The following is a 15,860-nucleotide window of genomic DNA, read 5'->3' on the forward strand; positions in this document are numbered from 1 at the left end:
ACGCAGCCATGCGTGAAAGCTTACTCACATTCGTCTTTTCAGCCTTCCGGTTCCGAAGCTACCTTCCGTACACACTGCCTTAACCATCTTTCAGCCGGTGGATGATTTTCTCTTTCAGGGTTATGAACGTACTCCTCTTCTTCTCTACCTTTTCATATATACTTTGTAATGATAGTGTTTTTTTACAGATTTGTCAAGGGGTTTGCAGGAGACTTTCCATCACACAATATCTAAGACATAATATTCCGGTATTCCTGCTTCCAGCTTTGAACCAGCTCCCCTGCACCCTGAAGGCGTTTAATGGGGTCTTTCTGGAATAAGCCCTCCAGCTCCTTAAGGCTTTGGGCCTCTTTTGCCGCTTCCTCCGCCCGTTTCTTATCTTCCTCACACTCCCGCTTCACATCCTCTGTAATCAGGGACTGGAACCGTTCGCTGACTGCCAGGCGGTCATTCCACATGGACAGATAACAGATTCGCTTTAAAACCTCTCCGTTTTTCACCAGATCAAAGGACTTCTGATAAACCTGGTAAGCTTTATCCGTCATAAACAATCTGGCGTAAGCGGAACCTAAGTTGTTGTAAATCCTGGCCTGGAATGCGGCATTTCCGGCACTGCCTTTTGGAAGCTCCAGAATCTTGCGGTACTCTTCCACAGCCTTTCCATACTGTTTCCGGGAAAAGAGATAATCAGCCTTTTCCTTCAAAAACTCACCCTCCGGCATCCTTTTGTAAGCGGCCAGATTCTGCCTGAACCGGCTCACCTCAGCGGCGCCGTAATAGTCACACTCCTGAAGGATGATGGCGAGCAGCTCATCTTTATCTTCCCCGCTCTGCTGCCATTTCTCCAGCTTGGCAGCCAAAAAGGCCATATCCAGGTCATCCCTGATGAAATCGATCAGACTTTTATCCACAAACCCTTCCATAACCAGAAGAGGATTATTGTAAATCACATAGCAAAGCTCCTGGGAGGAATACAGACGAATTCCCAGGCCCTCAAAATAAAACGGCTGTTTTACCGGTTCCTGCCGGCAAAGAATCAGACTCATAGCATGACCTCTTGTCTTACCACTGCAGTAGTGGCCGGGAACAAATCTCCAAAGCCCTTGTCCTTTAACACCACTGCCATGGTTTTCTCATCCAGAAACCCAACACTGATCCCCACTCTGGTGGTTCTGTCGGGCCTCTTTGGGAATCCCTCCAGGGGAATCTTCACCAGCCTTGCCTGCTTGGGGTCCATGGGCGTTACCATAAATTCCACATAATCCTGACCGTCAACAATTAAATCCACGCTGCTTCTGGACTCATACCAGTTATCGCCCGCCGAAGCCACGATGAGCTGGTTCTCCCGCTCCTTATGGAGCACCCTCATGGATACGGTGGAATGAAGCCGTCCCTGGCAGATACAGATAAAGGAAGTCTTCTCCTGCACATAATCCATGCCCTTCACTGCGGCGCCTCTGGCAAACAGCTCCGGTTCCATATAAACCTTTCGCCGGGAGCAGAGTATTTTCATGGAGTCACTGGCCCACTCATGGTTACTGAATCCTTTTCCCGTGAGAAAGATAGAAGAAAACAGCTTTTTCTGGAGAAGCCGTTCCGCACAGGAGCTTAAAATCTTATCCGCCAGCTTTCCGCCGGAGGGCGTATCCAGAATATCTAAGTTAAAGCTCTCCTCAAGGGCCTGTTCCTCCGCCATCACAACCATCTTGCGCAGACCTCTTTGAATCTTGAGCTCATGGTAATGGAAGGAATCCTCCGATAAGTCAAACACAGCCACCTGATTGCTCCAGACCTCTTTTTTCTGGCTGAGGGCATAATACACAAAGCTTTCCGTATGGCTGATGATGTGGACCCTGTCCCTGGGAATCCCCAGGTCATCGGCACAGTACATAATCCCATCCATCAGCTTCCCATCCACCTTCTGCAAGGTGATCACGAGCTGCTTCACTTCGTCGCTGAAAAATTCCTCCATGGGAAGTTTCAGTATTTTCTTTAAAAATGTTTTTAACAGGTCCAGGCCTTCATACTTGGTCCCGCCCAAGGTGGCGGTTCCATCCTTCCTGACCATCTTTATCAGCTTGTCCACGATAATGCCTTCCCCTACCAGGGTATAGGCGTACGCCTCTTCTCCTATGTACCAGGCATCTTCATCCTTTTTCCGGCAGATGACCGTAGGAATGCACCATGACTTTTCCCTGTCATAGCAGCATATGCGGGTATAGGCATCACACAGATCAAGCCCTATTATCAGTCCGTCCATTGACAGCCCCCTTACATCAGTGAAAATAATTCTTCTGCAGCAGCATTCTTTTTCAAATACTCCTGCATCCGCTTTTTGAGTCCGTCTTCATCCTTTATATTTAAGGAAAGGCTCATTTCATTGAGACAGGCAAACCGGCTTTCTGAATCCCTTACAGGAAGTCCTGTGCAGCACTCCACACTGCCTTCCTTTTTGAGGACCCATTCTTCCTCCACCAGCTCCCGTATCCGGTATTCCATGATTTCGCCTTCAAACAATATCTTCTGCTTCACGAAAATCCCCTGATACATCCGGGAAATATCCTCGCTGTGGTACTCCTCCTCATCAGGAAGAATCCTGATCTGGAGATCGATTTTAGAATCCCTGTCCCCGGAATACTGGATCATGGCCTTATCCATAATATCCTCAGGAATGGGCGCATATTTGGCCAGAGTCTTAAAATAAGGGAACACAAAGCCTTCCTCTAACAGAAAAGCCACCGTCTCCCGGCACAATGCCGCCTGGTCTTCCTCCAGCCCGGAAAGCTCAGAGTAATACCTGGTGAGAGCCAGAAGGTAAATGACCGGAAGCCTTCCCTTTAAAGAAGAAGCCTGCACCAGCCCTTCTAAGTAAGCAAACACCTGCTCCCACAGCTCTTTATCTTCCATAAAGTACTCTGTGCATTTGATGGTAAAATACGCCTTGAGAATGGTGTCGTTAGGCTCCTTGCGGCTCTTATAAAGCTGGAACACCTTATCCAGCTTTGCGCAGCAGCCGGAAAACATCATCTGGGCCGCCAGTCTCTCCTCCAGATCATAGGTTTCCACATGCTGGGAAACACCCTCTGCAAGGACGGCATACATCTGATCCGAAAGCCCGTTAAAATGTTCGCACAAATAATCCATTATGACGCTGTCGCCCTTTTTCTCCTTAAAAACCTCATAGGAAAGGTGCAAAAGAAGGGAATCTTCATCAAAGAGCTTCTTTAAAATCATCTTGCTGCAAAGCTGGTATAACCCTTCTGCTTCAATCCCTTCGGTGCCGAACTCCCGAAGCATGGAAAACGCCTCTTCCGCGTGGCCGCTGCGGATCAAAGTATTGCATACCCCGATACGTTCCGGCTTGGAAAGAACCTTCTTATCCAGCTTTAACAAATACCCGGCTCCTTCGTTTTCCTCTTCTCCCGGAAGAGCCTGTTTCTGGTAAAATTCAATGATTTTAGAGAGCAAAAGCCGTTTATAAGCAGGGCGCAGCTTAGGGTCCTCCAGGGTATTTTCCAAAATCCTGATCTCTTCTCCGTCAGCCTCTCCCTGTTCCAAAACCTTCTGGCAGGCCCGAAGCCTTAGCATGGGATGTTCCGGATACAGTTCAAAGCAGCGCTCTTCCAGCTCCGGTTTGTCCATGACCGGGTCCTTTTTGCAGGCAACATTGGCATACCGGTTCCCGTAAGCATCCTGAAACAGCAGGATACTGCGCTCAGAAAACAAGGGCACATAGGCGACCCCTTCGTCCAGCAGAAATGCGTCTTCCTCCTTCATCTCCTCATAGCAGACGATGACGTATTTCATCTTTTTATTGCTGCATTCCACCCGGTAAGACCGGAGAATGGCAGGGAGCACCTTTGCCATGGGAAGGTCTATGACATCCTTTAAAATCATCCGCTCATAAATAACCGCCAGCCGGTTATCGATCCGGGATTCAAAAAGCTGTTCTGTGGCAAACTTCTCAATGGTCCGCTCATAAGCCTGATAAAGAGGGTCTGTCGGCTCCAAATACACCAGAACATTCTTATAAAGAGTGATCCTGCTGTAAAGGTCCAGCTCACTTCCTCCATAGGAAAAATAAAGGAGCACCTCCTTGGGAAGGAGGTAAAAGTAATTCTTGGGCAGACTGTACAAATAATATTCATACAATCTGGTCAGACTGATTCCAGCCTTTACTCCCTTTTCATACCAGGAAAAGGCATCTCCCATCCGCAGCTCGCCCTTAATCAGCAGGCCGCAGACAGCCTCCAGCACTTCTTTTTCGGGAAACTCCTCATAAAGCTTTAAAAGCATCCGGTAATGAAGGCGGTTAAAATGCTTTACATTCAAAGTCAGCCTGGATACGGCCAAAGCCAGCGTTTTCTCCACCAGACCCTTTCCGGCACAGTGATAGAGAATCTGTATTTCCATCGGTCCCAAAGACCGGAGCATATCAGGCGCACTGTTTAAAATCCTGCATCCCCAGACATAGAAAAATGGGCTTCTCACTCCCATATCAAACTGCCGCTTCAGCATGGAAAACAAAGAAGGCAGATTCTCAAAAAGTTTGGAATCCATTTTCAAAATAAGCAAAAAGAGCCAGAACTGTCCCGGTTCTTCTTCCAGATATTTTTTCATCAGGCGGATTAAGGACTCTTTCTGGTATTCGTCCGGCTCCGCTTTTAAACGCAGGTACTGGTAATAGCAGTACAGCTCCCTCTTTTCCTGGCGCTGGCCGAGAATCTCATCCCTGCATTCGTCTAAGTACAATACCGCCTTTGAAGGATTTCCCTCTCCCAGACAGATTTCTGCCCGGAACAGCCTGACAAGGCTGGTATCTCCTTTCATCACTTCAATCTCGTTGAGCGCTTTTCTCATCCCTTCATAGAGAACAGCCAGGTCCTTCTGTCCTGTCTCCTCCTCCAGGCGGAACCGTAAAAAACGGCCGAACGCTTCTTTGGTAAAAGCATCCTCAGCCGATATCCCGCCGCCAGGATTTTTAACCGCTGTAACCGGAAGGGCAAAGGGTTCCTCCATCCCGTTTATGAGAATTCTGCCCTGATTTTCTCCCTGGTGCATCCACTCCGGGTGAATGACAAAGGGCACTCTGCACTCATCGCCCTCAAAATCCTGTTCCCCGATCGTTTTTCTGGGCAGCTCTATGAAATCACAATCCGTTGTCACTTCCAGATTCACATAACCCCAGCCGCTCCGTTTTAAGACCAACTGGTCTTTTAGCGGCTCTTCCAGCTCTCCAAATCTTCTGGGACCTGTTTCTGCAGTCAGGGAAACCGGCTCTTTGACCTTTAAGGCCGTAAGAAACTCTTCCAGTTCCTTCCTCCTGTCAGGCCTGCCCCGCAATCCGTCGTAAATGGCCCTCACATGTAAATCCTTCATAAAGGGGGCCGTATCAAAATCTCTGTATTCAAACAGCCTTAAGGCCGTGTCCATATCTTTTTTCGCAATGGCTGCAAAGTCCTCTGCTGTCTTTAAATCCCCCAGGGCCTTCCCTGAGGTCCCCAGCTCCACACGAAAAGAATAAGGGACTTCTCTCTCGCCGCCATTGGTAACCAGATAAAAAGCTCCCTTAATCACATCACCATCTTCCAGATAATTGCTGTTTATCTCATAGACCAGATGGTTATATGTACCGCCAAAGGCTCCGTTTAAAAGCCTGACGCGGTAATTTGAGGAATATGCAAGTCCTTTTATATGTAAATTGTTCTCGCTGGTAACGACAACCTCACGCCTTGCTGCCCCGCCGGAGCGGACCACATCATCAATTCCCGATGGGGTTACCTTAATCTTTGGAATTTCTGAATCAATAATGCCTTTTGACAGCCTGTTGATCCGTTCTCTCATAGTGCCACCTGTATGTTTAATTTGTCCGCTCCCTTAAGCAAAATCATATGACCTAAAGGGCTTCCTTCTCTTGTTGGTTTATTTTCTTATCAATTACACTACATTCTACCATATTTTCTATTGATTTAAAACCCTAAAATTGGTATGATAAATAAAAACTGTTGAAAAAAGGACAAACCAATTATGACGACCAATGAGAAAGCTTTATTGCTCCATAAGGAATGGAATGGAAAGCTGGAAATAACCTCAAAAGCAAAGGTAAATACCAGGGAAGATTTAGCCCTGGCCTATACCCCCGGAGTAGCGGAGCCATGCAAGGTTATTGCCGAAAATCCTGAAGCAGCATACGACTATACCATCAAATCAAATACTGTGGCAGTTGTCTCCGACGGAAGCGCTGTTTTGGGCCTGGGAAACATCGGCCCCCTGGCAGCCATGCCTGTTATGGAGGGAAAGGCCGTGCTTTTTAAAGAATTCGGAGGGGTGAACGCCATCCCCATCTGTCTGGACACCCAGGACACGGAAGAAATCATCAAAACCGTGGTAAATATTGCCCCTGCCTTTGGCGGCATCAATTTAGAGGACATCTCTGCTCCCCGCTGCTTTGAGATCGAAGAACGGTTAAAAGCGCTCCTTCCCATCCCTGTATTTCACGATGACCAGCATGGAACAGCCATCGTTGTTCTGGCAGGCATCATCAATGCTCTGGAAGTGACGAAAAAGAAAAAAGAAGAATGCCGTGTGGTAGTAAACGGTGCAGGCTCTGCCGGAGTCGCCATCACAAAACTCCTCCTCTCCTATGGCTTCCCTCACATTACCATGTGTGACAGGATCGGAATCCTCTCAAAGGGCATGGAAGGCTTAAACTGGATGCAGGAACAGATGATGGATGTGACCAACTCAGAAAGAAAACAGGGTTCTCTGGCCGATGCCATGAAGGGAGCCGATATTTTCATCGGAGTGTCCGCCCCCGGAATCGTCACCGAAGAAATGGTGGCTTCCATGAACCGGGACTCCATTCTCTTTGCCATGGCAAATCCGGTTCCTGAGATCATGCCTGATCTGGCAAAGGCTGCCGGTGCCAAAGTCATAGGAACAGGAAGGTCTGATTTCCCAAATCAGGTCAATAATGTACTTGTATTCCCAGGCATCTTCAAAGGTGCTTTAGAAGGACGGTCATCTGCCATTACGGAAGAGATGAAGCTTGCCGCCGCCGCTGCCATAGCCGGCCTTGTGGACCCTTCTAAGAGAGATGAAAACAACATTCTGCCGGAGGCCTTTGATCCCCGTGTTGCAGAAGTTGTAAGCCGTGCGGTCAGGGATCATATCCGGTCATAGAGGCTTTCCGCCCAGCCTTATCCGCCCGTATCACCGGGTAAAAATTACGGCGCCCACCATGCGCCACTGGAGGTAACTATGCTGTCAGAACCTATGACCCTGTACAAACTGATGATTTTATATATGCTGAAGCAGGTAAATTTCCCCCTGACAAGCGCACAACTGTCCAACTTTTTTCTGGAACATGAATACACCACTTATTTCACCTTAAACCAGGCCCTTAATGAACTGCTGGAAGCCAGACTTCTCCATGTGGAGACCAACCACAACAGCAGCCGGTATGAGATCACCAGAGAAGGGGAAGAAACCCTCTCTTTTTTCGGTAACAAAATTTCACCTGCCATCATTAATGATATAGATGAATACTTAAAGGAAAACAAGTTCCGCCTCCGCAACGAAGTGGGAATCACCGCTGATTTCTATAAGTCCACCAGCCAGGACTATATTGTCCGCTGCCAGGTGAGAGAAGGAAAAAACAATCTGATCAACCTGGAGCTTTCCGTTCCTGACAAGGCCCAGGCAGAGATCATGTGCGACCACTGGAAAGCGAAAAGCCAGGAAATTTACGCATTTGCCATGAAAACCCTGATGAGCGGTTCTTAAAATTTCATCAGACAGAAAGGGGATTCATCTTGAATAAGATTCAGAAAAAAAGAACATTGCTTCAGGAGATCAACCGCAGATATATCCAGGAACAGAAAAAGCTGAAAAAGAAGGGATTCCGCCTCAAGACAAGGCTTATTCTGACCATCGCTCTTCCCATCCTTCTCGTCCTGATTTCTGCCAAGGCGGCACAGACCTTTATCCGGATCAAGGTAAGAGAGCTCTTTGCCAAACCCCTTCCTGAAAAAGTGCCTGACGAACCGTCCCAGCCGGTGGCCGTTCCCAAGGTGCCAGTGGAAACAGAAGTCCTGCATCCTGAGCCGGTTTCCGAAGAAAAATAGATAAAAAAGCTGATTCAGCGGTTTTCTCCTGAATCAGCTTTTTCTTTATTCTTTATCCCTGCATAAATCTGCTTAAAAATTCTTTTGTGGTTGTCTTTTTCGGATTCCCGAATATATCAGCGGGAGGTCCTTCTTCTTCGATGACTCCCCCTGCCATATAGACCACATGGCTGGACACGTCTCTGGCAAAGGCCATTTCATGGGTGACGATAATCATGGTAAGACCTTCTCTTGCCAGGGTTCTCATAACAGCCAGCACCTCTCCCACCATCTGAGGGTCCAGGGCAGAAGTCGGCTCGTCAAAGAGCAGCACCTCAGGCTCCATGGCCAGGGCTCTGGCAATTGCCACCCTCTGCTTTTGTCCGCCGGAAAGCTGCCTTGGCTTTGCATTGATATAGGGAGCCATGCCCACCTTTTCCAAATACATCATAGCCTTTTTTCTGGCTTCTTCCTTGTCCTTTTTTAAAACCTTTATCTGGCCTGCCATGCAGTTTTCCAAAACAGTCATGTTGTTAAAGAGATTGAAGTTCTGAAACACCATGCCCACCTTGGTCCGATAGGAAGGAGCGTTCATCTTCCTGTCCGTAATATCCACATCGTGATAGAGGATTTCTCCGCTGGTAGGAGTTTCCAAAAGGTTTAAACAGCGCAGAAGGGTTGATTTTCCCGAACCGGAGGCGCCGATAATACAGGTCACATCCCCGGCATTGACGGAGAAGTCAATATCCCGAAGCACCACATTGGTTCCAAAGGTCTTGCTTAAATGATGAATTTCCAACACTTTTTCGCCTGCCATTTACTTCTCCTCCTTGTCTCTTGGATTGGGGAACCTCACCATACCGCTGGTGTAAGCCAAGGTATCCGTGGTAGCCAGATCATAGCTGTCCGGTCCGTCCATCTTCTTCTCCCAGTAGCGTAAGATTCTGGAACAGGTGAAGGTCAGCACAAAGTAAAGGATCATTGCAATGGTAAAGGCTTCAAAATAAGTATAGTAGGCTCCTGCCACTCCCTTTGTGGTGTAAAACAGCTCCACAAAGCCGATAACGGAAAGCACACAGGTATCCTTGATGTTGATGATTAAGTTGTTGCCGATCTGAGGCATGATGTTGCGCAGGGCCTGAGGCATGATCACATTGACCATGGTCTGGTAATGAGTCATGCCGATGGCCTTGGCTCCCTCAGTCTGTCCTGAATCAATGGACAGAATTCCGCCTCGCACCGTCTCTGCCATATAGGCTCCGGTGTTAATGGAAACAATCAGGTAAGCGGCAAAGGAAACAGACATGTTAATCTGAAACAACATGGAGAAACCGAAATAAATAAACATGGCCTGAACCATCATAGGGGTTCCCCGGAATACCTCTACATAGATGTTTAATATGATTTTTACAATCTGTAACAGGAACCGCTTGATCACGTTATCATTTTTCGCCACGGGAATTGTCTGAATAATTCCCACTGCGAAACCGATGATACAGCCGATTAAGGTACCTACAACGGCAACCACCATTGTCTTCCCCACTCCGCTGAGAAATGACGGTCCATACCCTTGCAGAATAACGATGATTCTTCCCAAAAAATCTGATGGCAGGGACATATTTTATCTTCTCCTTTTGTATTAATTTGACAATGGCTGTACTGCGATGGCATCTTCCATCATCTTGTCAAAGTCTGTTTCATTCATTTTAGAAAGCACACCGTTGATGGCATCCTTTAATTCTGTATTGCCCTTCTTTAAGGAAACGCCGATGTTGATATCTTCCTCAGAAACCTGGAACTCACCTTCTGTTCCGGTAAAATCAAGGAGCCTGAAATCAGGATAAGCGATTAAAGCGGCCTGTCCGGTAGGCTTATCTGTCACTACCAGGTCAATACCGCCGGCGTTAAGTGCTACCAGCATAGCAGGTACGGACTCATGAGCAGGCTGAATCTTTCCGTCCGGAATCTGAGGCAGGCAGCCGTCATACCAGATGGTGTTGATCTGAGAAGAGCTGACAGCGCCGGCTAAATCTGCAACGCTTTTTGCATTCTCATACTTGCTTCCGGCCTTTACCAGGGTAACGATCGTCGCATAATAGTAAGGATCAGTGAAATCTACAGACTGAAGACGGTCTGATGTGATGGACTGGCCTGCAATAACGCAGTCTACGGTTCCGGCCTGAACTGCAGGAACCAGAGAATCCCAGTCAAGCTTTACGATCTCTAAATTATAGCCAAGCTCGTCAGCCACTTTTTTGGCGATCATAACATCGTAGCCGTAAGCGAAGTCAGAGCTTCCGGAAATGGGAACTGCTCCGTTTGCATCGGTAGGCTGGGTCCAGTTATAAGGCGCATAGCTGCACTCCATGGCAACCTTTAATACCTTTTTTCCGTCTCCGCCGGCTGCTGAGTTTCCGCCTCCGCAGGCTGTTAAGGCAGTTGCTGCCAGGGCTGCCGCCAAAAAGGCAGATGCAATCTTCTTCATTGTTTTTTTCATAATCTTTTTCTCCTCATCTCTTTGAAAGTTGTCGTTACCATAAAACCGCAGTTTAGCCAGCAACCCCTGATGTGGTCCGCTGGCTTACGGGCTTTGCCCCTCTTTCGCACTGCTTCACTGCATTGTGAATATTATAAAAAGATTTTTACCCATTGTCAATACTATTTACTATTTCTGAAATCATGTCCCATATTTCTTCTCTTCCCTGCTTCGTCTCTGCGGAAAAGGGAATGACGATATCATCCGGTCCAAGTCCCAAGCCTGTCCGAAGAATCTTTACGGCTTTTGATACCTGACTCCGTTTGATTTTATCCAGCTTGGTAGCTACGATCACCGGATGATAGCCGTTGTGCACGATCCAGTCATACATGGTCTTGTCATTGACGGAGGGCTCATGCCGGATGTCCACCAGAAGGAAAACGCAGCGGAGCATGGGGGATTTGTGGAGATAGTTCTCGATCATCTTCCCCCATTTGGCCTTTACCTCCAGGGACACCTTGGCATAACCATAACCCGGAAGGTCTACATAGTAAAAGGCGTCATTGATGTTATAGAAGTTAATGGTCTGAGTCTTTCCCGGCTGGGAAGATGTCCTGGCAAAGGATTTGCGGTTCATCAGGGCATTGATCAGCGAGGACTTTCCCACATTGGATTTGCCGGCAAAGGCAAACTCCGGCTTGGTATTCTCCGGAAGCGTGCTGGTTATGCCGCAAACGGTTTCCAATTCTACTGTTTTAATAATCATTCGGTTTCCTTTCCGGTGAATGCTTCCTTTAATACTTCCGCCATGGTCTTTACATAGACGATGTCAAGGCCTCCTGTGATCTCCTCTGACAGCTCTCCCATATCCGGGCGGTTTTTATCAGGTATTAAGACCTTTTCCACATGGGCCATACGGGCGGCCAGGATTTTTTCCTTTAAGCCTCCGATGGGAAGAACCCTTCCGCGGAGAGTGATTTCTCCTGTCATGGCCACCTTTGCATTGACCTTGTTATTGGTAATGGCGGAAAGTATGGCAGTGGCTATGGTGATTCCTGCAGACGGGCCATCCTTTGGCACCGCTCCCTCCGGAATGTGAAGGTGAATATCGTGCTTTTCAAAGTAATCCTCTGCCACCTGATAATCTGGGCAGACTGACTTCACATAGCTGAGTGCTGTCTGGGCAGATTCCTTCATGACTCCGCCCATCTGTCCGGTCATCTGAAGGGCTCCTTTTCCGGGCATCACATTGACCTCGATCTGGAGGGTATTGCCTCCCACACTGGTCCATGCAAGTCCCCTTACGGTTCCCACCTGGTCCTCATCATTGACATCTTCAAAGGTCACTTTTTCCTTGCCAAGATATTTTTCCAAATCCTTTGACCTGATCTCTATGACCTGTTTTCCGCCTTCCAGAAACTCTCTGGCTGCCTTGCGGAACACAGAGCCGATCTGCCGTTCTAAATTTCTCACTCCGGCTTCCCTGGTGTAGTTGTGAATGATCTTTTTTAAAGCCCCATCGGATATAGTCACCTGCTTTTCTTTCAGACCGTTCTTTTCCCTCTGCTTCTTTACAAGATAATTCTTTGCAATATGGAATTTTTCATTCTCCGTGTAGCTGCTCACTTCAATCACTTCCATACGGTCCAGCAGGGGGCCTGGAATAGTGGTGGTGGTATTGGCAGTTGCCACAAAAAGCACATTGGACAAATCGATAGGAGCTTCCACATAGTGATCTCTGAACTTCATATTCTGCTCGCTGTCCAGTACCTCCAACAGGGCCGAGGAGGTGTCTCCCTTATAATCCCTGCTGACCTTGTCGATCTCATCGAGAAGCATGAGAGGATTGCTGACTCCTGCCTGTCTTAAGGCTTCCACAATTCTTCCGGGCATAGCTCCCACGTAAGTCTTGCGGTGTCCCCGGATTTCCGCCTCATCACGGATTCCTCCCAGGCTGATTCTCACGTATTCTTTGCTTAAAGCCCTGGCCATGGAACGGGCTATGGAGGTCTTTCCAGTTCCCGGAGGGCCTACCAGACATACGATAGGGCTGGTGCCCTTTTTCGTCAGAATCCTGACAGCCAGATATTCCAGAATTCGTTCCTTCACCTTTTCAAGGCCGTAATGGTCCTCATTTAATATCTTTTCTCCGTGGGCAATGTTATTGTTGTCCTTGGACATCTTTTTCCACGGAAGGTCCAGGACCGTCTCTAAATACATGCGGACCACATTGGCCTCCTGGCTTCCTCCCGGCATCGCCTTAAAGCGTTCGATTTCCTTTCGGATTTTCTCCTGAACCTCTTTATCCGCTTTTAAGGCTTTCAGCCTTTTGGTGTATTCATCGGCATCAGACAGGGGGTTGTCCTCTCCCAGCTCTTCCCGGATCACTTTTAGCTGTTCTCTTAAGATATAATCCTTCTGGTTCTTGTCAATCCGGTCTTTTACATGGGACTGAAGCTCCCGCTTTACTTTGGAAACCTCAATCTCTGTCACCAGATTTCTCATGACAAGAGCATACCGGTCCTCCAGAAGAAAGCTTTCCAGCACCTGCTGGCGAATCCGGTAATCCCAGGAAAGGTGGACGGCGATCTGGTCTAAGAGTTCTCCCAGATCAGTGATGGTCCTCAAATGGGGAACCACTTCCTTGCCGATCTTGGGACTTTCCCTTCCGTATTCCTCCAGCTTATCCTGGGTAATCTGTATCATGGCCTGGATGGTGATATAGTCAATGGCAGGATTCACATCCTGGGTCTTCACAATTTCTCCTATGAGCATGGGCTCCTCGCTGTCCAGGCTTAAAATCTCCGCTCTGTCCAGACCCTCTACCATAACACGAATCACATTGTCAGGCATCTTTACAAGCTGCTTGATGAGGGCCACTGTGCCGATCTGGAACAGATCATCGATTCCGGGATCAGCTTCCTCTGCGGTCTTTTGGGTGACCAGACATACCTTCTGATCTCCCACCATGGCCTTTTCCACAGCCGCAATCGATTTTTTCCGGCTGATATCAAAATGCAGCATCATTTTGGGAAGCACTGTCATGCCCCTTAAGGCAATGACTGGCATTGTAATTGTTTTATCCACTGTTACCTTCTCTCCTTCGCATCCAAAAAGGTGTTGCAGCAGGTCTTTTTGCTGTAACACCTTCCTGACTCATGCCGGGATCTATGCGATCTCGCCTGTTTTATCTTTTCTCCGTTTTGGAGCCAGCGGCTTTCTGGGAACTGTCATATCCCTGTAAACCAGCTCCGGTTCACCTTCCTGATCCACAACTTCTTTCGTAATCGTACAGATTCCGATGCTGCTGTCAGACGGGATTTCATACATCATATCCATCATGACGCTTTCCATAATGGAGCGAAGCCCTCTGGCTCCGGTTTTCCGTTCCACGGCCAGCTCTGCAATCCGCTCTACCGCTTCCCTGGTCAGCTCCAGCTTTACGTCATCCAGCTCAAACAGCTTCTGATACTGCTTGATCAGGGCATTTTTCGGTTCTGTCAGGATTCTTACCAGGGCTTCCCTGTCCAAAAGCTCCAGGGCTACGGTGACCGGCACACGGCCGATGAACTCCGGTATGAGTCCGAACTTCACCAAATCCTGAGGCAGGGTCTTCTTCAAAAGTCCGTCAATGTCTGTCTTGTTCTTATCAACTATCTCCGCATTGAAACCGATGGAGCCTGCGCTCAAACGGCGTTCAATGATTTTTTCTAATCCGTCAAAAGCTCCTCCGCAGATAAACAGAATATTGGTGGTATTGATCTGCAATAGTTCCTGGTGAGGATGCTTTCTTCCTCCCTGAGGCGGAACGCTTGCAACGGTTCCCTCCAGAATCTTTAAAAGGGCCTGCTGTACGCCTTCACCGGAAACGTCTCTGGTGATGGACACATTTTCTGACTTCTTTGTGATCTTATCGATCTCATCAATATAGATAATTCCATATTCTGCTCTGGCAATGTCGTAATCAGCCGCCTGAATCAGCTTTAAAAGGATGTTCTCCACATCCTCGCCTACGTAACCGGCCTCTGTCAGGGCAGTTGCATCTGCAATGGCAAAGGGAACATTTAACACCTTCGCCAGGGTCTGAGCAAGATAGGTTTTGCCGGAACCGGTAGGTCCTAACATGAGAATATTGCTCTTTTGCACATCCACGTCCAGTTTTTTCCTGGAGGTGATTCTCTTGTAATGGTTATAGACTGCGACAGACAGTACTTTTTTTGCGCCATCCTGACCGATGACGTAGTCATCCAGAAACTCCTTGATTTCCTTGGGTTTCATCAAATTGATTTCACCGAAATCAGGAGACTGGGCTTCGTCGTGATCGTCGAATTCTTCCTCTAATATCTCTGCACATAAGTCAATGCATTCATCACAAATGTAGACATTATTGGAACCGGCAATCAGCTTCTTTACCTGGTCCTGGGACTTTCCGCAAAAAGAACACCTGATCTTGTCATCTGTTCTAATCGGCATATATACACCTCATGCTTTCATAATAAACTGCCCATGCACTTTTGGGCATAATGGGATACCCGTAGGGTGTTTCCTTATAAATCGCCCATGCACTTTTGGGCATAGTGGTATACCCGTGCACTTTGGGCAAGCATCATTTACGCTTCTTTGTTATGGCTGTAGATAATATCATCAATCAGGCCATATGCTTTTGCTTCTTCCGCGTTCATATAATTGTCGCGCTCCGTATCCCGCTCAATCACTTCATAAGGCTGCCCTGTATTAGCGGACAGAATCTCATTTAAACGCTTTTTAATCTTTAAAATATTTTCCGCCACGATCCGAATTTCCGTAGCCTGGCCTCTGGCTCCGCCGGAAGGCTGATGGATCATGACTTCTGCATTGGGAAGGGCAAATCTCTTTCCCTTTGCTCCGCCTGCCAGTAAGAAAGCTCCCATGCTGGCTGCCATACCCATGCAAACGGTGGAAACGTCACATTTAATATAATTCATGGTATCATAAATCGCCATGCCTGCAGTGACGGAACCTCCAGGGCTGTTAATGTATAGGTTAATATCCTTATTCGGGTCTTCTGCCTCTAAGAACAGCAGCTGGGCCACAACAAGGCTTGCGGATACATCAGACACTTCTTCGCCCAGGAATATGATGCGTTCCTTTAAAAGGCGTGAATAAATATCGTAAGAGCGCTCGCCCTTACTGGTTGATTCTATGACATAAGGTACTAAACTCATTTGTCTTCCTCCTGTCTGTTATTTCTCTTCATAGCCGAATAGACTCCCGACAAAAAGTCAGGAATCTATCGGCCA

Annotated in this window: 13 protein-coding genes and 1 other annotated feature (1 of these 14 cut by a window edge); of the genes, 3 read left to right on the forward strand and 10 right to left on the reverse strand. The window is 47.8% G+C overall.

Features of this window, described 5'->3' with window-relative positions:
• Positions 1–154 (reverse strand) — a binding site (T-box leader) (it extends 67 nt beyond the left edge of the window).
• A gap of 76 nt (positions 155–230) precedes the next feature.
• From QM657_RS08165 to QM657_RS08175, 3 genes are read right to left on the reverse strand one after another with little or no spacing between them, the layout of a single operon-like run.
• Entirely contained in the window at positions 231–1,046 is an 816-nt protein-coding gene (locus QM657_RS08165; RefSeq protein ID WP_415066118.1) for a hypothetical protein, read from the reverse strand.
• Positions 1,043–2,260: a DUF5716 family protein gene (locus QM657_RS08170; protein ID WP_415066119.1), complete on the reverse strand. Its 1,218-nt coding sequence runs from the start codon at positions 2,258–2,260 to the stop codon at positions 1,043–1,045. The genes QM657_RS08165 and QM657_RS08170 overlap by 4 nt, the downstream gene beginning before the upstream one ends.
• Before the next feature lie 11 nt (positions 2,261–2,271).
• Positions 2,272–5,844 carry a DUF5717 family protein gene (locus tag QM657_RS08175; RefSeq protein WP_415066120.1) on the reverse strand — a complete coding sequence of 1,191 codons (3,573 nt, stop codon included), beginning with the start codon at positions 5,842–5,844 and terminating at the stop codon, positions 2,272–2,274.
• A 183-nt stretch (positions 5,845–6,027) separates the two neighbouring features.
• Between QM657_RS08175 and QM657_RS08180 the strand changes: the two genes are divergently transcribed.
• From QM657_RS08180 to QM657_RS08190, 3 genes are all read left to right on the forward strand, one after another.
• Positions 6,028–7,182, forward strand: a complete 1,155-nt coding sequence (locus QM657_RS08180) for an NAD(P)-dependent malic enzyme (RefSeq protein WP_415066121.1) — start codon at positions 6,028–6,030, stop codon at positions 7,180–7,182.
• A 78-nt stretch (positions 7,183–7,260) separates the two neighbouring features.
• The gene (locus QM657_RS08185; RefSeq protein WP_415066122.1) at positions 7,261–7,785 is read left to right on the forward strand and encodes a DUF4364 family protein; all 525 of its coding nucleotides are present in this window, start codon (positions 7,261–7,263) and stop codon (positions 7,783–7,785) included.
• A 29-nt stretch (positions 7,786–7,814) separates the two neighbouring features.
• Positions 7,815–8,126: a glycoside hydrolase family 23 gene (locus QM657_RS08190; RefSeq protein WP_415066123.1), complete on the forward strand. Its 312-nt coding sequence runs from the start codon at positions 7,815–7,817 to the stop codon at positions 8,124–8,126.
• Positions 8,127–8,178: 52 nt separating this feature from the next.
• On the opposite strand, the gene QM657_RS08195 is transcribed toward QM657_RS08190, so the two are convergent.
• From QM657_RS08195 to clpP, 7 genes are all read right to left on the reverse strand, one after another.
• Entirely contained in the window at positions 8,179–8,922 is a 744-nt protein-coding gene (locus tag QM657_RS08195) for an amino acid ABC transporter ATP-binding protein (protein ID WP_415066124.1), read from the reverse strand.
• Positions 8,923–9,717 carry an amino acid ABC transporter permease gene (locus tag QM657_RS08200; RefSeq protein WP_415066257.1) on the reverse strand — a complete coding sequence of 265 codons (795 nt, stop codon included), beginning with the start codon at positions 9,715–9,717 and terminating at the stop codon, positions 8,923–8,925.
• A 27-nt stretch (positions 9,718–9,744) separates the two neighbouring features.
• Positions 9,745–10,602, reverse strand: a complete 858-nt coding sequence (locus tag QM657_RS08205) for a transporter substrate-binding domain-containing protein (RefSeq protein ID WP_415066125.1) — start codon at positions 10,600–10,602, stop codon at positions 9,745–9,747.
• Between the two features lie 145 nt (positions 10,603–10,747).
• Positions 10,748–11,347 carry a ribosome biogenesis GTP-binding protein YihA/YsxC gene (gene yihA / locus QM657_RS08210; protein ID WP_415066126.1) on the reverse strand — a complete coding sequence of 200 codons (600 nt, stop codon included), beginning with the start codon at positions 11,345–11,347 and terminating at the stop codon, positions 10,748–10,750.
• On the reverse strand, positions 11,344–13,650 hold the full coding sequence (gene lon / locus QM657_RS08215; RefSeq protein ID WP_415066259.1) for an endopeptidase La: 2,307 nt from the start codon (positions 13,648–13,650) through the stop codon (positions 11,344–11,346). The genes yihA and lon overlap by 4 nt, the downstream gene beginning before the upstream one ends.
• Before the next feature lie 99 nt (positions 13,651–13,749).
• Positions 13,750–15,054: an ATP-dependent Clp protease ATP-binding subunit ClpX gene (gene clpX / locus QM657_RS08220; protein WP_415066127.1), complete on the reverse strand. Its 1,305-nt coding sequence runs from the start codon at positions 15,052–15,054 to the stop codon at positions 13,750–13,752.
• A 137-nt stretch (positions 15,055–15,191) separates the two neighbouring features.
• Positions 15,192–15,785: an ATP-dependent Clp endopeptidase proteolytic subunit ClpP gene (gene clpP, locus QM657_RS08225; protein WP_333652687.1), complete on the reverse strand. Its 594-nt coding sequence runs from the start codon at positions 15,783–15,785 to the stop codon at positions 15,192–15,194.
• Positions 15,786–15,860: the final 75 nt, after the last annotated feature.

Source organism: Lacrimispora sp., from assembly GCF_047605665.1.
In the GTDB taxonomy this organism is placed as follows: Bacteria; Bacillota; Clostridia; order Lachnospirales; family Lachnospiraceae; genus Lacrimispora.